The organism is Streptomyces sp. AM8-1-1 (assembly GCF_032229325.1).
Taxonomy (GTDB): domain Bacteria; phylum Actinomycetota; class Actinomycetes; order Streptomycetales; family Streptomycetaceae; genus Streptomyces; species Streptomyces achmelvichensis.
The window spans coordinates 6805960-6831388 of sequence record NZ_CP135086.1 but is presented as its reverse complement, the minus strand read 5'-3'; the positions used below and the strand labels follow the sequence as shown (position 1 = coordinate 6831388).

The following is a 25429-nucleotide window of genomic DNA, read 5'->3' as shown; positions in this document are numbered from 1 at the left end:
ACACACCGCCCCGGCACACCGGCGGACAGCAGAACGCCGGGCCCTTCGCGCAGGGCCCGGCCGGCTGTCGTGCAGCCCTCAGGCGGGCCAGGCCTCCGCCAGCATCGTGCGGGTGTCGGCGAGCAACTGCGGCAGGACCTTGGTGTGTCCGACGACCGGCATGAAGTTGGTGTCCCCGCCCCACCGCGGCACGACGTGCTGGTGCAGATGCGCGGCGATCCCGGCACCGGCGACGGAGCCCTGGTTCATGCCGATGTTGAAGCCGTGCGCGCCCGAGGCGTTGCGCAGCGCGGTCATGGCCCGCTTGGTGAAGGCCGCCAGTTCGGCGGTCTCGGCGTCGTCCAGCTCCGTGTAGTCCGCGACATGGCGGAACGGCACCACCATCAGGTGCCCGCCGTTGTACGGGTAGAGGTTGAGCACCGCGTAGACGTGCGAGCCGCGGGCGATGACAAGCCCGTCCTCGTCGGATTTCGCGGGAATGGCGCAGAAGGGACAGCCGTCCTCGGCGCCGGGGCCGGTCGGCTTGTTCTCGCCCTGGATGTACGCCATCCGGTGGGGCGTCCACAGACGCTGGAACGCGTCCGGCGTCCCCACTCCGATCTGCTGCTCCGGCTCACTGGTCATGCTGTGCAGCATATGACTTCGCCTGTACGGGGCGTGTCGCCGGGGGCGGCCCACGGCACACCCCGCGATGCTGGGGCCATGACCGACGAAAGCCCGGTGGAGCGCTGGCAGCGGCGTATCGAGATCCCGATGCTCGCCGCCTCGGCGCTCTTCCTCGCCTCCTTCACGGTCCGGGTCCTCGCGGAGAACCTCCCGGCCGGCTGGTACGCCCTCTGTGAGGCGGTCACCTATGCCTCGTGGACGCTGTTCGTCGTGGACTACGCGGTGCGCTGGGTGCTGAGCGGTGAGGGCCTCGCGTTCGTCCGCCGGCACGTCATGGACGCGATCGTCGTGGTGCTGCCGCTGCTGCGGCCCCTGCGGATCGTCAAGATCTACGAGGCGGTGCAGCGCCGCCACGCCCACGCCCGGCTGCCTCTGCAGGCCCGGGTGATCGCGTACGCGGGGCTGTCGACGCTGCTGCTGGGCTTCGCGGGCGCACTCAGCGTCTACCACGACGAGCGCAACGCGCCGGGCGCGACGATCAAGACCTTCGGGGACGCGATCTGGTGGACCGCCTCGACCGTGACGACGGTCGGCTACGGCGACATGACCCCGGTGACTACGCGGGGACGTGTGGTGGCGGTGGGGATGATGGTGGGCGGTGTCGCGCTGCTGGGAGCGGTGACGGGGTCGTTCTCGTCCTGGCTGCTGCAGACGTTCGCACAGGACGAAGAGCAGAAGCTCGAAGAGAAGAAGCCCCCGGGGGGCACCCCGGGGGCTTCGGACGGCCTGCGGCCGTAGACCTTCGGTCAGACCTGGACGCGGTCCTCGACGACCTGCACCAGCTTCGCGAGGGCCTCCTCGCGCGGGATGCCGTTCTCCTGCGAACCGTCGCGGTAGCGGAACGAGACCGTGTTCGCGTTCATGTCGTCGTCACCGACGATGATCATGAACGGGACCTTCTGCTTCTGCTGGTTCCTGATCTTCTTCTGCATCCGGTCCGAGGACGCGTCCACCTCGACCCGCAGGCCCTTCTTCTTCGCCTCCGCGGCGAACTCCTGGAGGTACGGGACGTGGGCGTCGCCGACCGGGATGCCGACCGCCTGGACCGGGGCGAGCCACGCCGGGAACGCACCCGCGTAGTGCTCCAGCAGCACCGCGAAGAAGCGCTCGATGCTGCCGAACAGCGCGCGGTGGATCATGACCGGACGCTGCTTGGTCCCGTCGGGCCCGGTGTACTCCAGGTCGAAGCGCTCCGGCAGGTTGAAGTCGAGCTGGATGGTCGACATCTGCCAGGTCCGGCCGATGGCGTCCTTCGTCTGGACCGAGATCTTCGGACCGTAGAAGGCGGCGCCGCCCGGGTCCGGGACCAGCGGGAGGCCCTGCTTCTCGGCCACCTTGCGCAGCGTCTCGGTGGCCTCCTCCCATGCCTCGTCGGAGCCGACGAACTTCTCCGGGTCCTTGGTGGAGAGTTCGAGGTAGAAGTCGGTCAGGCCGTAGTCGCGCAGCAGGTTCAGCACGAAGGTCAGCGTCGAGTCGAGCTCGTCCGCCATCTGCTCCCTGGTGCAGTAGATGTGCGCGTCGTCCTGGGTGAAGCCGCGGGCCCGGGTGAGGCCGTGCACGACGCCCGACTTCTCGTAGCGGTACACGGTGCCGAACTCGAAGAGGCGCAGCGGCAGTTCACGGTAGGACCGGCCGCGTGCGTCGAAGATCAGGTTGTGCATGGGGCAGTTCATGGGCTTGAGGTAGTAGTCCACGCCCTCGTCGAGCTGCATGGGCGGGTACATGCCGTCGGCGTACCAGTCCAGGTGGCCCGAGGTCTCGAACAGCTTCCCCTTGGTGGCGTGCGGGGTGTAGACGAACTCGTACCCCTCCTCCTCGTGCCGGCGGCGCGAGTAGTCCTCCATGACCCTGCGGATGACACCGCCCTTGGGGTGGAAGACCGCGAGGCCCGAACCGATCTGCTCCGGGATGGAGAACAGGTCCAGCTCGCTGCCCAGCTTGCGGTGGTCGCGCTTCTCGGCCTCGGCGAGGAACTCCAGGTGCGCCTTCAGCTCCTCCTTGGAGGGCCAGGCGGTGCCGTAGATGCGCTGGAGCATCGGGTTCTTCTCGCTGCCGCGCCAGTACGCGGCGGCATTGCGCATCAGCTTGAACGCCGGGATGTTGCGGGTGGTGGGCAGGTGCGGACCGCGGCAGAGGTCCTTCCAGCACAGCTCGCCCGTCTTGGCGTCGAGGTTGTCATAGATGGTCAGCTCGCCGGCGCCGACCTCGACGTCCGCCCCGTCGTCGGAGGAGGCGGAGCCCTTGAGCCCGATGAGCTCCAGCTTGTACGGCTCACCGGCCAGCTCCTCGCGGGCCGCCTCGTCGCTCACCACACGCCGCGAGAAGCGCTGACCGCGCTTCTGGATCTCCTGCATCTTCTTCTCGACGGCCTTGAGGTCCTCGGGTGTGAAGGGCCTCTCGACGTCGAAGTCGTAGTAGAAACCGTCCCTGACCGGCGGGCCGATGCCCAGCTTCGCCTCGGGGAACAGCTCCTGCACGGCCTGCGCCATGACGTGCGCGGTGGAGTGCCGCAGAATGTTGAGCCCGTCCTCGGAGGAGATCTCGACGGGCTCGACCTCCTCGCCGTCCCTGACCTCGTACGCGAGGTCCTTCAGCTCACCGGCGACCCGCGCAGCGACGACGGTGCGCTCACCGGTGAAGAGCTCGGCAGCCGTAGTGCCCGTCGTCACCACGCGCTCTTCCCGCTCGGAATCGCGTTGGATGATCACACGGACGTCCGACACCGGTCTCTCCTGACTGAGGGGGCTGCGGCAGTGGACACTGCGCGCGCCTGAATCGTACCGAGCCGAGGGGGCCGTCCGCGAAACGGTTCCCCCGTCGCCGCGGCCCCCTGCTCTCGGGCCCCGCCCGTCATTCACCCGCGCCGCAGGCGTCCTCGAAGAAGTCCAGATTCTCGTGGAGCGACTTCATCAGCCGGTCCCGCTCGGCATCGTCGACCTGGACGGGCGTCACATTCGTGGCGTCGGTGAGCCGGCGGAAACCGCCCCGGCTCTCCAGCCGGCCGACGACCCGGATGGGCAGTCCGACGAGATGGGCATGACCGGCGGTGCGGTACGCGTCCTCCTCCAGCGCCACCCGGATGTGCGGAACCTCCGCCCCTGCCAGCACCCGCAGCCGTACGGTCCCCGGCCCCCGCGGCCCCGAGCGGCGCATCCGGATCACCGTGCCCGTGATCCGCACCGGCACCGACGGCTCGTCCTGGAGATAGCGGGCCCCCGCCTCCCGCAGGGCCGGCAGGTCCCCGGGCGAGAACTCCACCGGCTCGCTGACGGGAGCGCACCCGTCGGGCACCCCGGCCGCGGGCGACCAGGCCAGCTCGATCCGCGCCCCCTCCGAGCCGCGGACGAGCGCGATGACGGCCTCGGTCAACTCGCGGCTGACACCGAGCTCGACCGCCTGGTCGAAGGCCTCCATACCGCCGGTGGCCCGCTGGTAGTCGGTGGCCTCGCGGGCCGCCTGGAGGGCGTGATGGAGGCGGACCACGACGGCACGGCCACCGGCCACGGGCACGAAGGCGGTGAGGCTGCGCCCGCCCGGAGCGGGCCCGACCAGCACGCCTTCGAGCGAGGCGTGAGCCTGCCGCCGGTGGCGCGCGCCGTAGTAGCCGGCCCGGCCGCGGGCCGCGAGAGCGCCTGCCAGCAGCATCTGCCGGGCGGCCGCGCGCATCTGCTCCTGCACGGTCCAGGCAGCGGTACCCGAGGGTCCCTGCGGCACATCGCGCCACCAGCGGACCTCGTCGCTCGGCACGGTGAGCCCGACCAGCACCTCGCGGGCCGAGGGGGCGGCACTGCGCGCGAGCGCGATCAGCGCCTCGGACAACAGGTCCTCGCAGTCGGGAAAGGACCTGCTCTCGGGGACGAGCAGGCTGGTGCCGCCCACGGACGGACCGGGCGGTGTCCAGCGGGCGTAGCGGCCCGCCGCTCCCCCGCGTCGCCGCCAGCCGTGCCGGTCGAGCAGCGCGCCCAGGACGACGGGGTCGACCTGGGCGGGATCCGGTTCGCCTCCGTACCAGGGTCCTGGCACCTCCGCGCCCGGATGCGGCCGTACAGATTCGTCGAAGGGCCGGTGCATCAGGGTCTCCCTCCCGCCCCGACCCGCGTCATGATCTCGCAGAGCGCACGGTCGTCGAAGATCCGTGAGGTCGGGATCCGCACTGTGGTCCTGCGCCTGCCCGTCACCGGGTGGCCGGCCAGGTTGGTCCAGTAGCAGCAGTGACGCAGATCGAGCCGGTCATGACTGGCGCGCAGCCATTCGTCCTGGGTCCGCGGAACGAGCATCACGACGAGGATCTTGTGCACGGACACCGGGGTGCGGGCCAGTTTCACCAGATGGTCGTTGTCGAGCGTGAAGGAGAAAGCGGGACCCGGTGGATGCGGAGGGATCTGATAGGTGCATTTCAGCTGCACCTTTATCGTCACCTCGTCGTCGACGGTGTGACCGGCCGAGCTGTGACTGACGTGCCAGTCGATGCCGTTGTCCGGAAAGGGCTGGGAGAGCGAGCATCCGGCCGCGGCCGCGACCGCGTGGAGATAGCCCACCTGGAGGGTCTCCATGCAGGCGGTGGTGGCGAGTGAGCCGCGCAGTGGTGCCGTCCGTGGGGACAGCAGCCCTCCCCCGACACTTTCGGCACGGGAGGTACCCCCAAATTCCGGCTGCGGGAGAGCCATTGCTCTTCGTGCCTTCCGGGCGGTACTGAATCGAAGTCCAGACGACAGAGCGTCAATTTCTTTGTCTGTCATCTGTGTTGTCACCGCCCGGCGTACAGCGCAAACGGCCCGGGTATCACGGATTCGGGCAGGGGTTTTCTCCATCTGCCAGACGTGTGCGAGGAGTTCGGGGATGACGCACTGGTTCGACGGCCCGCTGGCCGCATTTGACACCGAAACAACCGGAGTCGACGTAGAGGAGGACCGCATCGTGTCCGCGGCGGTCGTCGTGCAGGACATGGCGGGCGGGCGGCCGCGTGTCACCCGCTGGCTGGTCAACCCCGGCGTTCCCGTACCGCCCGGGGCGACCGAGATCCACGGTCTGACCGACGACCATCTGCAGCGCAACGGCCGCTGGCCGGCACCGGTGATGGAGGAGATAGCCCGCACCCTCGCCGAGCAGTGCGCCGCGTCCCGGCCGCTGGTGGTGATGAACGCGCCGTTCGACCTGACCATGCTGGACCGTGAGCTGCGACGGCACCGCGCCTCGTCGCTCGCCCGCTATCTGGAGAACAAGCCGCTGTGTGTGCTCGACCCGCGGGTTCTGGACAAACACCTGGACCGCTACCGCAAGGGCAAGCGCACCCTGACCGATCTGTGCGCGCAGTACGAGGTGGTGCTCGACGAGGCTCACGACGCGGCCGCCGACGCCCTGGCGGCGATGGAGGTGACCCGTGCGGTGGGCCGCCGCTTCGCCACCCGGACGGAACGGCTGTCCGCGGCCGAGCTGCACACGCTCCAGGCGGTGTGGCACGCGGCGCAGGCGCGGGGGCTTCAGGCGTGGTTCGCCCGCAGCGGTACCCCGGAGCTGGTGGACCCGGCCTGGCCGCTGCGGCCCGAACTGCCCGCCGCCGCCTGACGCGTACGCCCGCGGGGCACGGCCCCGTACAACAGAGAAGCCGGTCCGTCGGTGACGGACCGGCCTTTCCCGGTGGGCGATACTGGGTTCGAACCAGTGACCTCTTCGGTGTGAACGAAGCGCTCTCCCACTGAGCTAATCGCCCGGGAACGGACTGAACCATACAGGCCCCGGCCGCCTGCCTTCAAATCTCATTCAGCCGGTCCGCAGGTACGCCGCCAGTCCGCGGCGGCCACCGCGCATCATCGCCGCGTGGTTGGCGCGGAAGACCGGACGGCACAGCGGCGCCAGCCGCCTCATCAGCGGCTTCCGTACCTCCACCTCCTGCTCGTAGACGACGTGGGTGCCCTCCCCGCGGTGGGCGAGCGTCCAGCGCGCCCAGCCCTCCAGGTCGCCCTCCAGGCCGATCTCCAGGACCAGCCCCGCCGGATCGCTCCGGAGGGCGCGGGCGGTGACGAACAGGTCGTACGGCAGGAACGAGCGGAAGCGCGCGGTACCGCTCACCTCGTCGAGCGGGATCACCTCGCGGACCTGCGGCCACCAGCGCGGGTACTCCTCGGCCCGTTCGAGCGCCGCGTACACGGCCGCGGGCGCGGCCCCGAGATCCCAGACGCTCCGAAAACGGTAGTGAGACCAGTTCATGGCCCAAGTCTGCGCCCGGTAGGCGGGCCCGGGCGGTACTCATACGCGATCTGAGTACGCGCGCGCATGTCCGCCACTGTGGCCGGGGCCACACTCCGAACATGGACAACGTTCCGCCACCCGCCGAGGAACTGGCGATACTCGACCGCGAGCTGGCCCGACTGGACGCCCGGCGGGCCCAGTTGCTGGCCCGCCGCGCCTGGCTGCTCACCCTGATCCGGCCCGTCGCCGCACCGCCCCAGGCCGCATGGGCCCATGGCGGACGGCCATTCGCCGCACCACCCGCCGAGACGTCACCGCCCAACGTGCAGAATCTGCTGCTCACCTTGGGCGGCATTCTGCTGACCATCGCGGCGATCGCCTTCACGCTCGTCAGCTGGGGCGACATGGGCATCGGCGGACGGTCGGCCGTGCTCGGCGCCGTCACCGTCGCCGCGCTCGCCGCCCCGGCCCTGCTGGTGCGCCGCACACTCACCTCGACCGCGGAGGCAGTGGCCGCGCTCGGGATGGTGCTGATGGTGCTGGACGCCTACGCCCTGCACGCGGTCGCCCTGCCGGAGACGAGCGGGCTCGGTTACTCGGCCGCGGCGGCGGCCGTTCTCGCCGCCGCCTGGACGGCGTACTCCTTCGTGCTGCCCCGGCTCCGGACCCCCCTGCCGGTCGCCGCGGTGACGGCCCAACTCCCCCTGTGGCTCTGGTCGCTGACCGGATCGGCGGGTGCACCGCCGATGGAGTGGGCGCTGCTGGCGACGGCCGCGCTCGATGTGGCGGCCGCGGTGTGGCTGAAGCGGGACACCATCCGCGGGATCGCGCTGGTGGGTGCCGCGGTGACGGGCGGCGGGGCGCTGCTGCTCGGCCTGGGACAGTCGGTGACGGCCTCCGGACCGGTCGCGGCCCTCCCGCCGGCCGCGCTGCTCACGGTCGCGGCCGGTGTCGCGATGTTCACGGCGTGGCGCGTGCCCGCGGCCACGGTCGCCGCGTCGGTGGTGGCCGGCCTCGCGCTGATCGCCGGTGTGGGCGGTGTCGTACGGGCCGCTGTGGCGGCGGAGGCGGAGGGGTGGGGCATCCTCACCTATCTGCTGTGCGCGGTGGCCCTGTTGGGCGTCGTCCGCTCGCCTCTGCCGCGGCGTCTGGTGCCGGGACCGGTCTACGCGTCGGCCGCTGTCCAGGGCCTCGCCGTCCTCGCCGCGCTGCCGCTGCTGCTGGTCACCCTGGCGGGCCCGTTGTCGGTGCTGCCGGACATCTGGTCGGGCGCTCCGTCGGACGCCCGGACCTCCCTCGGCGCGGACCTGCCCGCGGAGGGTCTGACGTCCGCGCCGGTCGTCCTGCTCGTGGTCACGGGCGTGCTGGTGCTCTTCTCACGTCGCCCGGAACTCGCCGCGCCGTCGGCCGGACCGGCTGCGGCGACCGCGCACGACCACGCCCCGGACGCACCGCTCTCCGCGGCCCGCCCTCACCCGGCGCCCGGTCCTTCCGCCGCCGGTCCGGCGGCGGGCGCCGCACCCGCCGAGGAGCCGTCCGGAGCCGACGACACGGCCACCGGCACGGACCGGCCCGGCACGGCGGCGAGCGGTCAGGACGCACCCGGCGCCGGCCCGTGGGGCGCCTGGAGGCCCGGCACCGTTGATCCCACCGCGGCCCGGCCGTCCCCCCGTGATCTGGCCCGCGGCGGTGCCCTCGCACTCGGCTGGGCCGCCCTGGTCGTCGTCCCGCCCGCCTTCGGGCTCGGGTACGGCCTCACCGTGGCCCTCCATCTCGCCCTCACGCTCGGCATGCTCGCGCTCGCCGCCCGGCGCTCCCCCACCTCCGCCGCCATCGCCCTCGCCTGCGGCCTCGCCGGTGCGGCCGGCGTCACGGTACTGGCCCTCGCGACCCGGCCGGCGACCTTCACCGTGCTCGGCACGCTCGTCGCCGCGCTCACGGTGGCCGCGGTCGCCGCCCGGACCGGCACCGCGATCAGGTCCGTACTGGCCTGCGCGGCGGCCGTGTTCACGACCGCCCTGCTGGGCGCGCTCGCCGGAGCGGCCGAACTCCCGCCCCATCAGGCGGCGTTGCTGATGCTGCTGGTGCCCGCCGCCGTCGCACTGCTCGCCCACCGGCTCGGTACGCACCCGGTCACCCTGCCGCTGGAGTGCACCGGAGCGGCAGCGGGCCTCCTCGCGATCGCCCTCGCCGCCGGCGACCGGCCGGCCCTCGCCCTGGTCCTCGCGCTCTGCGGTGTCATCACCGCCGGCACAGCTCTGCGGCCCGAGCGCCGCATCGCGGCCGGCGCCACCGCGACCGTGCTGTTCGTCCTGGCGACCTGGGTGCGTCTGGCCGCGTCGGACGTCTCCACCCCGGAGGCGTACACGCTGCCCGTGACGATCCCCGCGCTCGCCATCGGCGTACTGCGCCGGCGCCGCGACCCGGCGGCCTCCTCATGGCCGGCGTACGGCCCCGGGCTCGCCGCGACGCTGCTGCCGAGCCTGATCGCCGCCTGGGGCGACCAGCACTGGCTGCGGCCGCTGCTGCTGGGCGTCGTGGCGCTCGCGATCACGCTCGTCGGCGCGCGGCTGCGTCTCCAGGCGCTGCTGGTGCTCGGCGGGACGGTCCTCGCCCTGGACGCGCTGCACGAGCTGGCGCCGTACGTCGTCCAGGTCGTCGGTGCGCTGCCGCGCTGGCTGCCGCCCGCGCTGGCGGGCCTTCTGCTCCTCGCCGTGGGTGCCACGTACGAGCAGCGGCTGCGTGACGCGCGCAGGCTGCGGGAGTCCCTGGGCCGCATGCACTGAGGCGGTAACGCCGAAGGCCCCGAAGACCTGTTGGGTCTTCGGGGCCTTCGGTCCGGGTGGGCGATACTGGGTTCGAACCAGTGACCTCTTCGGTGTGAACGAAGCGCTCTCCCACTGAGCTAATCGCCCGGGCGCATCGCAAACATTACCCCATGGCGGGGGTCCCCCCGGCCGCGCGCCGGCGGAGGGTGCGCGCCCCTTTCCGCATCACTCCTTGATCTTCCACGGCATCTCGAAGCCGAACTTCCAGACGTAGATCCCGACCAGCACCGCGATGATCACCAGACCGATCGTGGTCAGGATGATGTTCCGCCGGCGGACCTTGGGATCGAGCGCCCTCTGTGCCGCCTCGGTGACCTTGCGCTTGGTCCAGCGCAGCACCAGCTGGGCCCAGACGAACTCGGTCGCCCAGATCGCCATGCCGCCGAAGATCACCAGCCAGCCGGGCCCCGGCAGCGGCAGCATCACGATGCCGGCGCCGACGACCGCGAGGCCGACCACGAAGACACCGACCTGCCAGCTCAGGTGCAACGGCTTCGACCGCTTGATGAAATGGGGCGCACGGGACCCGAGCTCCGGCTCGGCCCCTTCCGGCGCCGTTACGTCCCCCGTCACGGGGTTGGAGGCCACCGCCGTGGCCTTCCCCCGCTCGTCACTCTCCGCATTCATGGACACAAACGTACCGGATCGGGTGACGTCACCGGAATGGCCGTATGACCCAAAGTAATACACCGCCGTACGAGCGACATGAAGGATCACAAAACGGTCAGAGGGGTTTACAACGGCACCGTAGGTGGCATGTCGATTTCGCCGACGTGCGAATCCCCGAGCGCACACTGAGCGAAAGGCCCTGGCGCTTATGAACACCACGGTCAGCTGCGAGCTGCACCTGCGCCTCGTTGTATCGAGCGAGTCTTCACTGCCTGTACCCGCGGGCCTGCGGTATGACACGGCCGATCCTTATGCCGTGCACGCCACCTTCCACACCGGAGCCGAAGAGACGGTCGAGTGGGTCTTTGCCCGCGACCTTCTCGCCGAGGGGCTGCACCGGCCCACCGGCACGGGCGACGTCAGAGTCTGGCCGTCACGCAGTCATGGCCAGGGCGTCGTCTGCATCGCGCTGAGCTCCCCGGAGGGCGAAGCCCTGCTCGAGGCCCCGGCGCGGGCCCTGGAGTCGTTCCTGAAGCGGACCGACGCAGCCGTGCCACCCGGCACCGAGCATCGTCACTTCGATCTCGACACGGAGCTCTCGCACATCCTGGCCGAAAGCTGAGCCAGGCAGAGAGCTGCACGGCGCCGTCCTACTCGGGGAGACGGCGCCGCGCGGACAACCTCATACGGCGGACATCGGCGCCGTCACCGCGCATTCCAGCGCGGTGACGGCGCCGATGCGCTCCCGGCGCGAACCGCTAGAGTCAGCGCAATTCGGCGGGGACCCGCCCGCAGCAGGCCAGGGAGCGAATCGTGCTGATTCCCCACGACACCAGGATCGCCCTCGACACCGTCGTCGATCTGGTGAACACCGCACCGGAGACCGAGCAGGGGGACGGGCTCGCGAACGTCGCCGCGCTGTACGACTTCGCACGCGGTCACGACATCAGCGGCGTGGGTGAGCTCGGCCACCGGGACCTCAAGGCCGTGCAGGACGTCCGCGGCCGGTTCGCGGAGATCTTCGCGGCGACCGACGCCCGCAGCGCGGCCGAGATGGTCAACGAACTCGTCGCGGCCGCGGGCACCACCCCGCAGCTGACCGACCACGACGGCTACGACTGGCACGTGCACTACTTCGCGCCCGGCGCCTCGATCGCCGACCACCTCGCCGCCGACTGCGGGATGGCACTGGCCTTCATCGTGGTCGCGGGCGAGCAGGAGCGGCTGCGGCGCTGCGAGGCCCCGGACTGCGGGCGCGCCTTCGTCGACCTCTCGCGCAACCGCTCCCGCCGCTACTGCGACAGCCGCACCTGCGGGAACCGTCTGCATGTGGCCGCGTACCGCGCCCGCCGCAAGGAAGCCGCGGGCTGAGCCCGGCGCGCCGGCCCGGAACCCCCGGCGCGGGAATGGTTCTCACCCGTGGCCGCTCACAGGAGGAACAGATCGTGCACGGCTGCCATGAGCAGCAGGATGCCGATCACCGTCAGAAAGATCATCAGGGGCGGCTGGGAGAGCGCGAAGAGACAGCCTCGCGGCTCTTGCGGCGGTGCGGGGGCCTCGCCCCGGGAGGTATCGACCATCTCGGGGTGATGATGACGCAGTACGGGCCGCCGTGATCGAGCAACACGCCCCGCGACTTTGGGAGTTCATCCGTTCCCGTGGTCCCGGGGGACCCGATCCCCTGTTGCCGCGGGACGCGGTCCCCGGCCGGCCCGTGTTCCGGCGCGCGGCACCGGTTCAGATGCCGTGCTCAGATGCCGTGCTTCTTCAGGATCGCCTCGATGTCGCTGAAGTCCTCGCCGGTGCCGGCCGCCTCCTTGGGCTTCTTCGCCGAGGGGCGGGCCGCCGGGGTGGCACCCTGCCCCAGAGAGGGCGCGGACGCCGCGGGTGCGACGGCCTCGCGCTGGGCCGCGGCCCTGGCCGCCTTGCGCTCCTTACGGGTGCCGCCCGAGCGCCGTTCGACGGCGCGGGTCGTCAGGAACAGCAGCCAGGCGGCGCCCAGCAGCCCGAAGCCGATCCAGGCGGTGAGGCTGAAGGCGGTGTCGACGGCCCACTCGACGGCACCGGTCAGCACCAGCCCGATGGGGACCAGCGAGTAGGCGGCGATCCTGGTGGCCGCGAGGAATCGCTTGCGGTACGCCGTGATGGCGGCGATGCCCAGGCCCGCCGCGGACACCGCGGAGCAAATGGTCTCGGCAATCATCCGGTCCTCCAGGCTTCGGCGGGCATGGGCGGTTACGTCCCCCTCCATCCTGCACCGCACGGCGGCAAAGCGGCCACGGTCGGGTGCGACCTCAGGGAGATCTCCGGGGCGGGCTCCTCCCCAGGTCCCGGTTGGGTGGTGCCGCGGCGGGCTGGGAGACTGGACCCCATGAGCGACTCCACCACCGCCCGCCCCGTCGTCCTGGACGTCTGGTGCGAGCTCCAGTGCCCCGACTGCCGCAGCTCCCTCGACGATCTGCGGGCCCTGCGCGAGCGCTACGGCGACCGGCTGGAACTGCGGCTGCGGCACTTCCCCCTGGAGAAGCATGCGTACGCCTTCGCCGCCGCCCAGGCCGCCGAGGAGGCCGCCGAGCAGGGGCAGGGCTGGCCGTACACGGAAGCCGTACTCGCCCACGTGGGACGCCTCGGCCGTGAGGGTGAGGCCTTCCTCGTCGAGACCGCACGTGAACTGGGCCTGGACGCCGAGGAGTTCGACACCGCGCTCATCGACGGCCGGCACATCCTCATCGTCGACGCCGACCAGGCCGAGGGCAAGGCGATCGGTGTGACGGGCACCCCGACGTATGTCGTCGGCGGCGAGCGGCTCGACGGCGGCAAGAGCCAGGAGGGGCTGCGCGCACGCGTCGAGGAGATCGTCGACCGGCTCCTCGCCACGCAATCCTCGGGCGCCGCCTAGGAAGTGTCCCGGCCGGCTACAGCAGCGGCTTGGTGAAGTTGACGCCTGTCGTCTCGTAGCCGAGCGAGGTGTAGAGACCGAGCGCCGGGGCGTTGCCGGCGAAGACGTGCAGTCCGAGCAGCCGCGCGCCGGACTCCAGCGCGCCCTGCTCGGCGCGCAGCATGAGTGAACGTCCGTGGCCCTGACCGCGGTGGGCCTCGGCCACGGCCACGTCGTACACGTACGCGCCCTCCTCGCCGGGACGCACCTCGCGCCGTCCGACGAACAGATGGCCGACGACCTCGCCCTGCCGGACGAGGACCTCCAGGCGCACACCCGGTGTGGCGAGGCCCTCGGGCAGGCTTCTGTGCCGGTCGGCGTCGGCCTTGGCGCGCGCCTCGGCGACCGTCAGGCCGCGCTCCGACCAGCTGGTGACGTAGTCCTCGTGCTGAACGTCCCACCAGGTACGGAACTCCGGCTCGGTCATGGGCCGTGCCTCGACGCCCTCGGGAAGCGCGGGCGGCTCGGCGGCGAGGGTCTTGAGCATGTTGCGGCTGCGCTCGGTGTAGCCGAGGGCGGCGGTCAGCCGGGTGGCCTCGACCGCTTCCGGCGGTACGGACACCGTCACCTGCGAGCAGCCCCAGCCCCGCAGGACTTCCTCGGCGGCGAGCGCGGCAACCGTGCCGCGACCGCGGCGCCGGTCCGCATCGTCGATGCCGAGCGAGCGGACGGTTCCCGCCCTCGGCCCGAGCGCGGGCAGGGTGGCGATCTCGACGGAACCGACGGGACGGCTGTTGACGCAGACCACGAAGGTCCGCGACTGGGCGCCGTCCGCCTCGTGCTGCAACGGCCCGGTCGGCCGCAGGGTGGTGGTCATCAGGGGTGTTCTACCTGCCCGGCGGCCGTCCGTCACGGGGTTTTACGGAGCCTTCGGATCGAGATCGGCCGCCGCACGCTCCGCGAACACCCGCATGGCCTTCGCGGTGACCGGGCCGGGGGCGTCCGTGAGCTCGCGTCCGTCGACCCGGTGAACGGCCTGGACGTCGCGCAGCGTGGACGTGAGGAAGACCTCCTCGGCCCGCTCCAGCACGTCGAACGGCAGGTCCGTCTCCTTGGCACCGGTCCAGTCGGCCGTCAGGGCGCGGGTGATGCCCGCCAGACAGCCGGAGGCCACGGGCGGGGTGTGCAGCTCTCCGTCGACGACGACGAAGACGTTGGACCCGGTGCCCTCGCAGAGCTGTCCGACCGTGTTGGCGAACAGCGCCTCGGACGCGCCGTGCTCGGACGCGCGGGCGAGCGCGACGACGTTCTCCGCGTACGAGGTGGTCTTGAGGCCCGTCAGCGCGCCACGCTCGTTGCGCGTCCAGGGCACGGTGATCACGGCGGTCGTGTCCTTGCGGCGCTTGGTCTCACCGAGGGCGACGACCAGCGTCGGGCCGGCGGTGCCACGGTCGGAGCCGAGGGGTGAGACGCCGCCGGTGTAGGTGATGCGCAGCCGGCCGAGCGCCATCGGGTTGGCGTCCAGCACGGCGGCGCAGGCGCGGCGCACCTCGTCGTGGTCCGGCTCGGGAAGACCGAGACCGGCGGCGGAGCGGCTCATCCGTTCGAGGTGGAGCGTGAGCGCGAAGGGCTGCCCGTGGACGGCCTTGACCGTCTCGAAGATGCCGTCGCCGACGGTGAGACCGTGGTCGAACACCGAGACCCGCGCCTCGTCGGCGTCCCGCAGTCCTCCGTTGAGCCAGAGCTTCATCCCACTGTCCTTCCGCCGGTCACGTACGCCCCCGACGCTACCGCGAGCAGGCGCGACGCCTTGAGTTCGGTCTCGTCCCACTCGCGTTCGGGGTCGGAACCCCAGGTGATACCCGCACCGGTGCCGAACCGCAGGACCGGGCCGCCGGGCGGGGTCCGGTCGATCCAGAACGTCCGTATGCCGACTGCCAGCTCACCGGTTCCCCGGTCGGCGTCGACCCAGCCGACCCCTCCGCAGTACGGCCCCCGCGGTGCGGTCTCCAGCGCGTCGATGATCTTCAGCGCACTGGACTTGGGGGCTCCGGTCACCGAGCCGGGCGGGAAGGTCGCCTCCAGCAACGCCTGCCAGCCGTCCTTCGGCCCGAGCTCGCCGCGTACGGTCGAGACGAGATGCACGAGCCCCGGGTGGGCCTCGATCTCGCAGAGCGCCGGGACGGAGACGGTGCCGGTGGCGCAGACGCGGCCGAGGTCGTTGCGCACGAGGTCGACGATCATGACGTTCTCGGCGTGGTCCTTCTCCAGCAGGTCCTCGGGGGTCCGGCCGGTGCCCTTGATCGGCCCCGACTCGACCACGGCGCCGTCGCGCCGCAGATAGAGCTCGGGCGAGGCGGTGGCGATCTCCACGCCGTGGCCGGGCAGCCGAATCGTCCCAGCAAAGGGAGCCGGGTTGCCCCGCGCGAGGAGTGCGGTCAGGGCGTCGACATCGGCTGCGGCCGGGTCGGGCAGCGGCGCCGACAGGATCCGGCAGAGATTGGCCTGATACACCTCGCCGGCCGCGATGTGCTCGCGGATGCGCCGGACTCCGGCGGTGTATCCGGCGCGGTCCAGCGACGAGGTCCAGTCGTCCGCGGCGGGACCGCGCCACTGCCCGGGGACCGGCGCGGGCACCGGCTCCGTCCGTACGTCACCGAAGCGCGCGCAGGTCAGAGCGCCCTCGAAGTCCGCGACGACGGCCCAGAAGCCGGCGGAGTCGAGGGCTTCGGGGTCGCTGGTGACATCCCGGAGGTCCGTGGCGATGAGTCGCCCGAAGCGGGCCAGAGGAGCGAGGTCGTGCACGTCTGCGAGTCTATGACCGGTGCGGATGTGCTGCTGCGGCCCGAACACACGTCAGCACGCTGCGGAAACGCGTTTTTGTGCTGGACCAGTAATCCGCTAGAGTTCAACACGTCGCCGGGACACGTCAGTGATCCGGAAACAAGCGGACGTGGCTCAGTTGGTAGAGCATCACCTTGCCAAGGTGAGGGTCGCGAGTTCGAATCTCGTCGTCCGCTCGAAGTGGGGGATCTTTCCCGAAGCCCCTGCACTCCTGGTGGAGTGGCCGAGAGGCGAGGCAACGGCCTGCAAAGCCGTCTACACGGGTTCAAATCCCGTCTCCACCTCCAAGGACGATTAGCTCAGCGGGAGAGCGCTTCCCTGACACGGAAGAGGTCACTGGTTCAATCCCAGTATCGTCCACTGATCCGTAAGGATCTTCCCGGTCTTCAGACATGGGACCCGCGCGATTAGCTCAGCGGGAGAGCGCTTCCCTGACACGGAAGAGGTCACTGGTTCAATCCCAGTATCGCGCACGCAGTACCACGCATGATCGTCCCGCGCGATTAGCTCAGCGGGAGAGCGCTTCCCTGACACGGAAGAGGTCACTGGTTCAATCCCAGTATCGCGCACCAGCCAGAACCCCCGGCCGTCTCGACGGCCGGGGGTTCTGTCGTCGGCGGGTCCGGCCGCCGGCTACCCCGTGAAGAGCTGGGTGGCTTTGCGGATCAGCTCGTAGAGGCCGTAGCCGAAGGGCACGGCGACCCAGAGCCAGACCGCGACGCCGAGCGCCTTACGCCTGCTGCTGTTCATGGACCGCCCCTTCCTTCCGCGGCTCGTGGAAGCGCGCGTCGACCGGCCGTACGAGCTCGTTGGCGACGAAGCCGACGGCCAGCAGCCCGATCATGATGTACAGCGACGCGGTGTAGAGGCTGGGGCCGGTGCGGCCCGCCGACTCCTGTGCGTCCGCGACCCAGTTGACGATCAGCGGTCCGAGGACTCCCGCGGTGGACCAGGCGGTGAGCAGCCGGCCATGGATGGCACCCACTTGATAGGTGCCGAAGAGATCCTTCAGATACGCGGGGATCGTGGCGAACCCACCACCGTAGAACGACAGGATGACCAGCGCGCAGACGACGAAGAGCGGCTTGGAGTCGTTGCCGAGCTGCACGATGGCGAAGTACATCAGCGCGCCGACGCCGAGGTAGACGCGGTAGATGTTCTTCCGGCCGATGAGGTCCGAGGTGGAGGACCACAGGATGCGGCCGGTCATGTTCGCGAGGGAGAGCAGGGCGACGAAGCCCGCCGCCGCGGAGGCGGTCACGGCGGCCGGGGTGTCGGCGAAGAAGTCCGTGATCATCGGCGCGGCCTTCTCCAGGATGCCGATGCCTGCGGTGACGTTCATGCACAGAACCACCCACAGGCACCAGAACTGCGGTGTGCGCAGGGCGTTGTCGGCCGACACATGGGCCGTGGTGATCAGCGTGCCGGAGTGCTCCTTGGGTTCCCAGCCCTCCGGTTTCCATCCGTCGGGCGGGACACGGACGAGCATGACGCCCAGCGACATGAACGCCGCGTACGCCAGGCCGTGGACGAGGAACGCCGAGGCGATGCCGGTGTTGTCCGTGCCGAAGGAATCCAGCATCTGCGTGGACCAGGGCGAGGCGATCAGCGCTCCGCCGCCGAAGCCCATGATGGCGATGCCGGTGGCCATGCCCGGGCGGTCCGGGAACCACTTGATGAGCGTCGACACCGGGGAGATGTAGCCGATACCGAGACCGATGCCGCCGATGAAGCCGTAGCCGAAGACGACAAGCCAGTACTGGCGGGTCGCGGCGCCGAGGGCGGCGATCAGGAAGCCGGAGGAGAAGCAGATCAGGGAGACGAACATGGCCCAGCGCGGGCCGTTGCGTTCGACGAGCGTGCCGCCGAAGGCCGCGGAGAGGCCGAGCATCACGATGCCGAGTTGGAAGGGGAGGGCGCTGGCGGTGCCGGACAGATCGAGGGACGACTCGAGCGCGGGCTTGAACACGCTCCAGGCGTAGGCCTGTCCGATGGAGAGGTGGACCGAGAGAGCGGCGGGGGGAACGAGCCAGCGGCTCCAGCCGGGGGGTGCGACGGTGCGGGACCTGTCGAGGAAGGTCATGGCGGCACCCTAGAGAGCGATCATGCTCATGACTAGATGCCGAGGGCACCTTTTTTGTCGACGATATACGCGGGGCGTGGTGCGGGCGGTGATGCGGGCGGCGCGGGAGGCGCTGCGCGCGCTGCAGGAGGCGGTGCGGGCGGTGCGGGTGGTGCGGGTGGTGCGGGCCCGGACGGGGAGCCCGGGCCCGCGGGTGCCGCGGCCGTCGTCGCGCCCGTCGGTAGGAGAAGACCGACCGCGGGCACGAAAGCGGTCAGGAGGAGAACAGCATCCGGCCGAAGCCCTTCTGCCGGTGATGACCACCGTGGTGCCCGCCGTGATGCGGGGCGCCCCAGGCGGGCGCCGGAGGGGCGGGGTACGCCTGCGGGGCCGGGGCCGCCGGGTACCCCTGCGGGGGCGGGGCCTGCTGCTGCCACTGGGACTCGAGACGCGTGAGGGACTCGAGCTCGCCGTAGTCGAGGAAGATTCCCCGGCAGCCGCTGCACTGCTCTATCTGGACGCCGTTGCGGTTGTACGTGTGCATCGCTGCATGGCACTTGGGACACTGCATGGTCTGCTTCAGCTCCTCGCCGTTCGGTCGACGTCGCCGGATGCATGCCCGGTGACAAGGACTTCAGCCTACGACGGAGGCTCGAACTCCAACTCGGGCGGGAGGTCGACTATTCGAGCACACGCATCGATCATCATCTGATCGACCTCGTCCGTTTCGCGCTTCTCCGCGATCGCTCTGGCCAGCGAGAGCGCGGCGGTCTGGACGGTGAGCGCCCGGGCGGGGACGTCGAGTTGAGGCCACGGGTCGCCGTCCACGGGGACGGCCGGTCCCTGTTCGGCGATGTACGCGCCGAGGAAGCGCTGCCAGATCTGCGGGGCCAGCAGGCCGGCGGCGTACCAGGCGGCGGGCCGGGCGAGATCCCACGCGGGGTCCCCCACGCCGAGATCGTCGACGTCTATCAGCAGCCAGGGGCCGGACGGGGCGGGGTGGCGGACGAGCTGGCCGAGGTGGAGGTCGCCGTGACAGAGCGCGTCGCGGGGGGTGGCGGTGTCTTCGCGGGGGGACGGGGTCACGTCGCGGGGGGACGCGGTCACGTCGCGGGCCCAGGCCGGCAGTCGGTCCCAGGCGCGGCGGACGACAGCCGCGGCGGGGTGCTCCCCCGCCACCGACTCCATCCGCGCGAGGGCCCGGGCGACCTTGGCGGGGCCGCGCATGGGCGGCAGCGGGCCGGGGAGCGCTGCGACGTCCACCCGGTGCAGGCGCGCGAGCAGGACCGCCGCCTCCTCCCAGGGGGCGGCGTCGGGGTCCTCCGGGTCCACGGGGGCGCCGTACGGCCACGCAGTGACCGGTCTGCCGTGCACGTCCGGTGCGTCCAGCGGGAGGGGCGGCAGGAGGATCCCCGCGAGGAGGGGATCCGACGCCACGGCGAGGCGGGCGCGGTGGCCGTTCGGGTCCGTACCGGGGGCGTGAGCCTTGGCGACGGCCTCGCCGTGGCGGACGACGGCACCGTCGTCGCGGTCCGCGAGCACGGACTCGTCCTCGTCGCGTCGGCAGGCGGGGCAGGGGCGGCGGGCGCCGGGGAGATGGGCGGCGCTGCGGGCGGTGCGAGCGAGCTCGTTGACGACGGACATGGTTCCCCCGGGGGTGTGCTGGGCGTTCACCCTACGGGGGCGGTTGCGGGGTCTGGGCGGTGGTGGCTGAGCCGCGTGGTGTTGTTCGCCGGGGTTCTTGTGGCTCAGCCCCTTGTTCGGTGCGGGTGCGTGTGGCTCGGGCCCGGGTGCTTGTGGCTCAGCCCTTGTTCGGCTCGGGCCCTTGTGGCTCAGCGCCTGTTCGGCTCGGGTTCCTGCGGCTCGGCCGTCAGGTGGTTGTGGCGCGGCCGGTTGTGCGGCTGCTGTCCCGGTGCCGTTCCGGGGTCATGTCCGGGACTGCGGTCCTCACCGCGCTTCGCGCGAGTTGCGGGCGCTTTGACGTCCCGGACACGACCCCTGCACGTCCCCGTCCCTGAACTCCACCAGGGCGGTACGCCCCTCAGCGGCAGCACCTTCGCAGTGCACCCCTGTTCACGGAGGGTCGCGGGGACGGCGGGAGGGGGGCGGGGGCGCAGGAGGGGGGTGTCCGGACGTCAAAGCTTCAGCAACTCGCGCGAAGCGCGGTGAGAAAGCAGTCCGGACACCCCCCTCCGGAGAACCCGAACCCCGCACCCACCCACCGGGCCAGCGCAGCCGCACCACAAGAACCCGCACCACAACAGGGGCGCACCACAAGACCCCGCACCGGACAAGCACCCGCACCAAGCCCCGCACCACAAGAACCCGCACAAGAAGACCCGCGCGGACAATGCGCGATGGCCGGTCAGCTCCCCAGCTGACCGGCCATTGCTGCCGTCCGCCGCACCCCCGTCCCCACGGGGTTTTGGCCGGATGTCCCCGACCCGGACCGCTCTTCCGGGTCCGGGGCGCTGGTCAGCGCCCCAGCATCACGCCCACGGACGACGCTTGTGTGACCACTGCTTCCCAGCCGCCGAAGGCGACCACCAGCAGTGCCGCCAGAGGAAGAACCATCGCCGTCGCCACCAAGGGGTGTCGCCGGCCGGACGCGCGGCCGCCGAACGCGGCGTATGCCCTGCGTCCCTGCGTGCGGATCATGGTCCGCGATGCCGTGTCCGCCATGGTTCCTCTCCTGTTCGTCTGTAAGCGGCGGGTGCCTGACCTCGGGGGACGAGTGCTGCACCCGCCGCTTGACAACAACATTAGGGATCTCGCGGGCCCCGGGCGTCATGCCCGCGTACCGATTGCCGGGCCTCCCGGAGGATGAGCCGTCACCCCCCGGCGTACTCCCCAGGGTGGAGATGCCGCTCTAGGCCTTGGGGTCTTCCCGGAGGGGACCCTCCGAGGCGTCCTCCCGGGGGACCGGCTGCTCCACCAGAGCGAGGACTCGGGTGGCCATGAAGCGGGCCGTCCGGACCACGGTTCCGTTGCGGGTGACTTCGCTCACTTCCACCACGCCTCTGCGCACCGCCGTCTCCACCCGGCGACCCGCCCGGCTTGCCACGACTTCGTACGTCCGCGTCGTGTCACCCGCGTCCACCACTATCTCCACGCGGTCACCCTTCATAGATCCAATCCCCCTTCTGCGACGGACCGTTGAGATCTCGCACGGGCCAAGCGACATGGATCCGGCGTCCCCTGACCACTCTTCAAGTTTCCCACCCGGCACTGACAATCGATCGGGCCGCGAGGGCGCGGCCTATGAGCGCACCGGGGCGGGGATCCGTAAGCTGTGCCACGTCAGACGGACGACCGGGCAGCGGGGCGGGGCCTCCCGCCCGCTGGGCAGAGGTGGGGCTCCTCCCACCGCCAGGCAGGGGTGGGGTCTCCCCCACCGTAGGTAGGGGACGGACATGGCGATGATGCGGCTCCGGCGCGAGGATCCGCGTGTCGTCGGCTCGTTCAGGCTTCACCGGCGGCTCGGCGCGGGCGGGATGGGCGTCGTCTATCTCGGTTCGGACCGCCGGGGCCAGCGGGTCGCGCTGAAGGTGATCCGGCCGGATCTGGCGGAGGATCAGGAGTTCAGATCGCGGTTCGCCCGTGAGGTGTCCGCCGCCCGGCGGATCCGCGGCGGCTGTACGGCGCGGCTGGTGGCGGCCGATCTGGAGGCGGAACGGCCGTGGTTCGCCACGCAGTACGTTCCCGGCCCCTCGCTGCACGACAAGGTCGCCGAGGAGGGCATCCTCGCGGCCTCCGAGGTCGCCTCGGTCGGGGCGGCGCTCGCCGAGGGCCTGGTGGCGGTGCACGAGGCCGGTGTCGTGCACCGGGATCTGAAGCCGTCGAACATCCTGCTGTCGCCCAAGGGCCCGCGCATCATCGACTTCGGCATCGCCTGGGCGACCGGCGCGAGCACGCTGACGCACGTGGGTACGGCGGTCGGCTCTCCCGGCTTCCTCGCCCCCGAGCAGGTACGGGGGGTGGCGGTCACCCCGGCCACGGACGTGTTCGCGCTGGGGGCGACCCTCGCCTACGCGGCGACCGCGGACTCCCCTTTCGGGCACGGCGGTTCCGAGGTGATGCTGTACCGCGTCGTGCACGAGGAACCGCATCTGCACGGCGTACCCGACTCGCTCGCCCCGCTGCTGAGCGCCTGTCTGGCCAAGGACCCGGAGGAGCGCCCGAGCACCCTGCAGCTCTCGATGCGGCTCAAGGAGATCGCGGCGCGGGAGGCCCAGGGGCTGCCGGAGGCGCGGCCGCCGGCCCAGCGCGAACGCATCGAGGCGGACCGGCCGACGTCCCGCTACCCGGAACGCCTCGAGCGTACGGAGCGCATGGAGCGGCCCGAACGGCCGGAGCGCGGTGAGCGGCCGGAGCGGCGTACGGGGGGTTCGGGGTCGCGGCCGCAGCCGTCGCGCACCGGGGGTTCGCGCCCGCAGCAGCCGCGCAACTCCCGCCCTCAGGGACGGCAGGGCACCCGGCCCGGAGGGCGGACGACGTCGGGGGGGCGGCGGCCGGCCAACCCGAGGCTGTTGCGGCAGCGGATCATCGTCTTCTTCGTCGTGACGCTGATCGTCGCGCTGGGCATCGCCGCCGCCCAGCAGTTGTGACCCGGGCCCCGGGGGTGGTTCAGGCTCCCGGGCGGCCCGTCGCCACCGCGTAGAACGCCACCGCTGCGGCCGCGCCGACGTTCAGCGAGTCGACGCCATGGGCCATCGGGATGCGCACCCACTCGTCCGCGGCGACCAGCGCCTGGGTGGACAGGCCGTCGCCCTCGGCCCCGAGCATCAGCGCCACCCGTTCCAGCCGGTGCGGTGCGGCCTCGTCGATCGTCGCGGCCTTCTCGTCGGGGGTGAGGGCGAGAAGCTTGAAGCCCGCCTCCCGTACGGCGTCAAGTCCCTTGGGCCAGGCGTCGAGACGGGCGTACGGGACGGAGAAGACCGCACCCATGGAGACCTTCACGGACCGGCGGTAGAGCGGGTCCGCGCAATCCGGGGAGAGCAGGACCGCGTCCATCCCGAGGGCGGCGGCGCTGCGGAAGATCGCGCCGATGTTGGTGTGGTCGTTGACGGACTCCATCACCACGACCCTGCGGGTGGTCCGGAGCAGTTCGTCGGCCGTCGGGAGGGGCTTGCGCTGCATGGACGCGAGAGCGCCGCGGTGCACGTGGTAGCCGGTGACGCGTTCGGCGAGCTCGGGGCTGACCGCGTAAACGGGTGCCGGGAGTTCGTCGATGACATCGCGCATGACGTCGACCCACTTGGCGGAAAGCAGCATGGAGCGCATCTCGTAGCCGGCGTCCTTGGCCCGTCTGATCACCTTCTCGCCCTCGGCGATGAACAGGCCTTCGGCGGGCTCGCGCTTGCGTCGCAGCTCGACGTCGGTCAGCCCCGTGTAGTCGCGCAGACGCGGGTCGTCGGGGTCCTCGACAGTGATGAGATCGGCCACAGGGTGATACTGCCTTCTCCTGGTGGTGGTGCCAACGCCTGGGCAGGAGTCGGTTACTGGGGGTTACGCGGGTGCTGGGGGTTCCGCGGGCCGACGGTGACGACCTCGCCGATGACGATGACGGCCGGCGGACGTACGTCCTCGGCCACGACCGTCTCCGCGACGGTGGCGAGGGTCGCGTCGACACGGCGTTCGGCGGCCGTCGTGCCCTCCTGGATCAGGGCGACGGGAGTGTGCGGGTCACGGCCGTTGGCCGTCAGCGTCTGGGCGATCGCGCCGATCTTGTCGACGCCCATCAGGACGACGAGGGTGCCGCGCAGCCTGGCGAGTGCCGGCCAGTCGACCAGCGAACGGTCATCGTCCGGGGCGACATGGCCGCTGACGACGGTGAACTCATGGGCCACACCGCGGTGGGTGACCGGGATGCCGACGGCTCCGGGCACGCTGATCGAGCTGGAGATCCCGGGGACGACGGTGCACGGGATACCGGCCTGGGCGAGCGCCTCGGCCTCCTCCATGCCGCGGCCGAACACGAAGGGGTCGCCGCCCTTGAGCCGTACGACGGCCTTGCCCGCCTTGGCGTGCTCGATCAGGGCGTTGTTGATGGCCTCCTGGGCCATGTAGCGGCCGTAGGGGATCTTCGCGGCGTCGATCACCTCGACGTGCGGCGGCAGTTCGTCGAGAAGGTCGCGGGGGCCGAGACGGTCGGCGATGACGACATCGGCCTCGGCGAGGAGCCGGCGGCCGCGGACGGTGATGAGGTCCGGGTCGCCCGGACCGCCGCCGACGAGAGCGACGCCCGGGGTCCTGGTGCGGTGGTGCGGGGCGGCGAGGGTGCCGTCGCGCAGTCCTTCGACGATGGCGTCGCGTACGGCGGCGGAGCGGCGCGGGTCACGGCCGGTGAGGACGGCGACCGTCACACCCTCCGACCGTCCGGTCGCGGGGGTCCAGGCGGTCGCGGCACCGGCGTCGTCGGACCGCACGCACCAGGTGCGGGTGCGCTCGGCCTCGGCGGAGGCCTGTGCGTTGGCCTCGGCGTCGGCGGTGGCGATGAGGACGTACCAGGCGTCGGAGAGATCCCCGTCGGCGTACCGGCGCTGCTCCCAGCGGATCTCGCCGGACGCGGCCATGGCCTCGACGGAGGGCGTCGCGGAGGGCGAGACGAGCAGGATGTCCGCACCGGCGGCGATCAGCGCGGGGAGCCGGCGCTGGGCGACCTGCCCGCCACCGACGACGACGACGCGTCGCCCCGAGAGGCGGAGCCCGACGGGGTAGGCGGGGTGCTCGGGCGCGTGCGCTTGCTCGGCCATGGCGGTGGGGACTCCTCGTACCGTACGGAGGTGCGGTCCGCTGCGACGATGAAGCGGCTGGTGGGGCCACGATATCGGGGGGCGGCGAGAGGGTGCCCGGGCGGGCGGCGCGGCTGGGTTGTGACGTCGGCCGAGACCCGGGTTGCGGGTGGGCGGTGCGGCAAGCAGTTGCCGCGCCATGGCGCCGGCGTCGTCGCGCCGGCAGGCGGTGCCGGCTTCGCGCGAGCGCGGGGGCCGGCTGGCGGGCCGGGCCCGCGGAGGTGGCGAGCAGCCGCCGTACTCCGAGGGGTGCTAGCGGCCCCGCGCGGCCGGCGGGCGGACCGGGACACCGGGCACGGTGAGCGGCCGTCGCCCCCACCCGCCCCGCTTCCGCGAGCGCAGCGAGCAACCCGACCCACCGACATCGCGGACGAGGTGAGAGGCACTGACCCGTTTCTCGGCGGCCAACCAGCCCGGGGTGGCTGACAACCGGACCGCCCGGAAACGGCAGGCAGCCGGCGGAGCGCCCCGCGGCGATCCGGGCAGCGCCGCTGCCGTCGCGCCCACAGGCGGGCCCGGCCCTGAGCACGGGCGCCGACGGACCGGGACCGTGTGCGAC

General features: G+C 71.6%; 26 protein-coding genes and 7 tRNA genes. 12 read left to right on the top strand and 21 right to left on the bottom strand.

Annotation, left to right across the window (positions count from 1 at the left end):
• Positions 1-78: 78 nt before the first annotated feature.
• On the bottom strand, positions 79-636 hold the full coding sequence (locus RPQ07_RS30545) for an HIT domain-containing protein (protein ID WP_313947438.1): 558 nt from the start codon (positions 634-636) through the stop codon (positions 79-81).
• 66 nt (positions 637-702) lie between these two features.
• Between RPQ07_RS30545 and RPQ07_RS30540 the strand changes: the two genes are divergently transcribed.
• On the top strand, positions 703-1404 hold the full coding sequence (locus RPQ07_RS30540; protein WP_313947437.1) for a potassium channel family protein: 702 nt from the start codon (positions 703-705) through the stop codon (positions 1402-1404).
• Between the two features lie 8 nt (positions 1405-1412).
• On the opposite strand, the gene thrS is transcribed toward RPQ07_RS30540, so the two are convergent.
• The 3 genes from thrS to RPQ07_RS30525 form a co-directional block, all read right to left on the bottom strand.
• Entirely contained in the window at positions 1413-3389 is a 1977-nt protein-coding gene (gene thrS / locus RPQ07_RS30535; protein WP_313947436.1) for a threonine--tRNA ligase, read from the bottom strand.
• 127 nt (positions 3390-3516) lie between these two features.
• A complete protein-coding gene (locus tag RPQ07_RS30530; protein ID WP_313947435.1) occupies positions 3517-4737 on the bottom strand; it encodes a hypothetical protein in 1221 nt (406 codons plus the stop codon).
• Positions 4737-5333 carry a DUF4365 domain-containing protein gene (locus RPQ07_RS30525; protein ID WP_313947434.1) on the bottom strand — a complete coding sequence of 199 codons (597 nt, stop codon included), beginning with the start codon at positions 5331-5333 and terminating at the stop codon, positions 4737-4739. Before RPQ07_RS30525 ends, RPQ07_RS30530 begins: the two co-directional genes overlap by 1 nt.
• Positions 5334-5505: 172 nt before the next feature.
• Here RPQ07_RS30525 and RPQ07_RS30520 point away from each other — a divergent pair, with 172 nt between their 5' ends.
• Positions 5506-6231: a 3'-5' exonuclease gene (locus RPQ07_RS30520; protein ID WP_313947433.1), complete on the top strand. Its 726-nt coding sequence runs from the start codon at positions 5506-5508 to the stop codon at positions 6229-6231.
• A gap of 73 nt (positions 6232-6304) precedes the next feature.
• Here the strand turns inward: RPQ07_RS30520 and RPQ07_RS30515 are convergent.
• A tRNA-Val gene (locus tag RPQ07_RS30515) sits at positions 6305-6376 on the bottom strand.
• Between the two features lie 50 nt (positions 6377-6426).
• Positions 6427-6873, bottom strand: a complete 447-nt coding sequence (locus RPQ07_RS30510) for an SRPBCC family protein (RefSeq protein ID WP_313947432.1) — start codon at positions 6871-6873, stop codon at positions 6427-6429.
• A 101-nt stretch (positions 6874-6974) separates the two neighbouring features.
• Here RPQ07_RS30510 and RPQ07_RS30505 point away from each other — a divergent pair, with 101 nt between their 5' ends.
• Complete coding sequence (locus tag RPQ07_RS30505; protein WP_313947431.1) at positions 6975-9641, top strand: SCO7613 C-terminal domain-containing membrane protein; 2667 nt, start codon at positions 6975-6977, stop codon at positions 9639-9641.
• A 57-nt stretch (positions 9642-9698) separates the two neighbouring features.
• Here the strand turns inward: RPQ07_RS30505 and RPQ07_RS30500 are convergent.
• Together RPQ07_RS30500 and RPQ07_RS30495 are read right to left on the bottom strand one after the other, a co-directional pair.
• A tRNA-Val gene (locus RPQ07_RS30500) sits at positions 9699-9770 on the bottom strand.
• Between the two features lie 78 nt (positions 9771-9848).
• Entirely contained in the window at positions 9849-10310 is a 462-nt protein-coding gene (locus RPQ07_RS30495; protein ID WP_313947430.1) for a TIGR02611 family protein, read from the bottom strand.
• A gap of 190 nt (positions 10311-10500) precedes the next feature.
• On the opposite strand from RPQ07_RS30495, the gene RPQ07_RS30490 reads away from it, so the two are divergent.
• Positions 10501-10914 carry an SsgA family sporulation/cell division regulator gene (locus RPQ07_RS30490; RefSeq protein WP_003959770.1) on the top strand — a complete coding sequence of 138 codons (414 nt, stop codon included), beginning with the start codon at positions 10501-10503 and terminating at the stop codon, positions 10912-10914.
• A 191-nt stretch (positions 10915-11105) separates the two neighbouring features.
• On the top strand, positions 11106-11663 hold the full coding sequence (locus RPQ07_RS30485; protein ID WP_313947429.1) for a CGNR zinc finger domain-containing protein: 558 nt from the start codon (positions 11106-11108) through the stop codon (positions 11661-11663).
• Between the two features lie 56 nt (positions 11664-11719).
• Here RPQ07_RS30485 and RPQ07_RS30480 read toward each other — a convergent pair whose 3' ends face one another.
• Positions 11720-11872 carry a hypothetical protein gene (locus RPQ07_RS30480; protein WP_313947428.1) on the bottom strand — a complete coding sequence of 51 codons (153 nt, stop codon included), beginning with the start codon at positions 11870-11872 and terminating at the stop codon, positions 11720-11722.
• A 170-nt stretch (positions 11873-12042) separates the two neighbouring features.
• Positions 12043-12495, bottom strand: coding sequence for a hypothetical protein (locus RPQ07_RS30475; RefSeq protein WP_313947427.1), 453 nt, complete (start codon positions 12493-12495; stop codon positions 12043-12045).
• A gap of 168 nt (positions 12496-12663) precedes the next feature.
• Between RPQ07_RS30475 and RPQ07_RS30470 the strand changes: the two genes are divergently transcribed.
• Positions 12664-13191, top strand: a complete 528-nt coding sequence (locus RPQ07_RS30470) for a DsbA family protein (protein WP_313947426.1) — start codon at positions 12664-12666, stop codon at positions 13189-13191.
• 16 nt (positions 13192-13207) lie between these two features.
• Here RPQ07_RS30470 and RPQ07_RS30465 read toward each other — a convergent pair whose 3' ends face one another.
• From RPQ07_RS30465 to RPQ07_RS30455, 3 genes are read right to left on the bottom strand one after another with little or no spacing between them, the layout of a single operon-like run.
• Positions 13208-14047 carry a GNAT family N-acetyltransferase gene (locus tag RPQ07_RS30465; protein ID WP_313947425.1) on the bottom strand — a complete coding sequence of 280 codons (840 nt, stop codon included), beginning with the start codon at positions 14045-14047 and terminating at the stop codon, positions 13208-13210.
• 42 nt (positions 14048-14089) lie between these two features.
• On the bottom strand, positions 14090-14920 hold the full coding sequence (locus RPQ07_RS30460) for an aminodeoxychorismate lyase (protein WP_313947424.1): 831 nt from the start codon (positions 14918-14920) through the stop codon (positions 14090-14092).
• Positions 14917-15975, bottom strand: a complete 1059-nt coding sequence (locus RPQ07_RS30455; protein WP_313947423.1) for a chorismate-binding protein — start codon at positions 15973-15975, stop codon at positions 14917-14919. Before RPQ07_RS30455 ends, RPQ07_RS30460 begins: the two co-directional genes overlap by 4 nt.
• A 142-nt stretch (positions 15976-16117) precedes the next feature.
• Between RPQ07_RS30455 and RPQ07_RS30450 the strand changes: the two genes are divergently transcribed.
• The 5 genes from RPQ07_RS30450 to RPQ07_RS30430 all read left to right on the top strand — a co-directional run bounded on the left by RPQ07_RS30450 (position 16118) and on the right by RPQ07_RS30430 (position 16586).
• A tRNA-Gly gene (locus tag RPQ07_RS30450) sits at positions 16118-16190 on the top strand.
• A gap of 37 nt (positions 16191-16227) precedes the next feature.
• Positions 16228-16301: transfer RNA gene (locus RPQ07_RS30445), tRNA-Cys, on the top strand.
• Position 16302: 1 nt separating this feature from the next.
• Positions 16303-16374, top strand: a tRNA-Val gene (locus RPQ07_RS30440).
• Positions 16375-16415: 41 nt separating this feature from the next.
• Positions 16416-16487 (top strand) — tRNA-Val (locus RPQ07_RS30435).
• A 24-nt stretch (positions 16488-16511) separates the two neighbouring features.
• A tRNA-Val gene (locus tag RPQ07_RS30430) sits at positions 16512-16586 on the top strand.
• 61 nt (positions 16587-16647) lie between these two features.
• On the opposite strand, the gene RPQ07_RS37840 is transcribed toward RPQ07_RS30430, so the two are convergent.
• From RPQ07_RS37840 to RPQ07_RS30405, 6 genes are all read right to left on the bottom strand, one after another.
• Positions 16648-16764 carry an MFS transporter small subunit gene (locus tag RPQ07_RS37840; RefSeq protein WP_413777795.1) on the bottom strand — a complete coding sequence of 39 codons (117 nt, stop codon included), beginning with the start codon at positions 16762-16764 and terminating at the stop codon, positions 16648-16650.
• Positions 16745-18097: an OFA family MFS transporter gene (locus RPQ07_RS30425; RefSeq protein ID WP_313947422.1), complete on the bottom strand. Its 1353-nt coding sequence runs from the start codon at positions 18095-18097 to the stop codon at positions 16745-16747. The genes RPQ07_RS37840 and RPQ07_RS30425 overlap by 20 nt, the downstream gene beginning before the upstream one ends.
• A gap of 253 nt (positions 18098-18350) precedes the next feature.
• Complete coding sequence (locus RPQ07_RS30420; protein ID WP_313947421.1) at positions 18351-18647, bottom strand: zf-TFIIB domain-containing protein; 297 nt, start codon at positions 18645-18647, stop codon at positions 18351-18353.
• Between the two features lie 68 nt (positions 18648-18715).
• Positions 18716-19720 carry a phosphotransferase family protein gene (locus RPQ07_RS30415; protein ID WP_313947420.1) on the bottom strand — a complete coding sequence of 335 codons (1005 nt, stop codon included), beginning with the start codon at positions 19718-19720 and terminating at the stop codon, positions 18716-18718.
• 831 nt (positions 19721-20551) lie between these two features.
• Positions 20552-20758: a hypothetical protein gene (locus RPQ07_RS30410; protein WP_313947419.1), complete on the bottom strand. Its 207-nt coding sequence runs from the start codon at positions 20756-20758 to the stop codon at positions 20552-20554.
• A gap of 187 nt (positions 20759-20945) precedes the next feature.
• A complete protein-coding gene (locus tag RPQ07_RS30405) occupies positions 20946-21203 on the bottom strand; it encodes a hypothetical protein (protein ID WP_313947418.1) in 258 nt (85 codons plus the stop codon).
• Between the two features lie 286 nt (positions 21204-21489).
• Here RPQ07_RS30405 and RPQ07_RS30400 point away from each other — a divergent pair, with 286 nt between their 5' ends.
• Positions 21490-22683: a serine/threonine-protein kinase gene (locus RPQ07_RS30400; protein ID WP_313947417.1), complete on the top strand. Its 1194-nt coding sequence runs from the start codon at positions 21490-21492 to the stop codon at positions 22681-22683.
• Positions 22684-22702: 19 nt separating this feature from the next.
• Here the strand turns inward: RPQ07_RS30400 and RPQ07_RS30395 are convergent, their stop codons facing one another.
• On the bottom strand, positions 22703-23521 hold the full coding sequence (locus RPQ07_RS30395) for an RNA methyltransferase (protein ID WP_313947416.1): 819 nt from the start codon (positions 23519-23521) through the stop codon (positions 22703-22705).
• 53 nt (positions 23522-23574) lie between these two features.
• Complete coding sequence (gene cobA / locus RPQ07_RS30390) at positions 23575-24831, bottom strand: uroporphyrinogen-III C-methyltransferase (protein ID WP_313947415.1); 1257 nt, start codon at positions 24829-24831, stop codon at positions 23575-23577.
• Positions 24832-25429 lie beyond the last annotated feature (598 nt).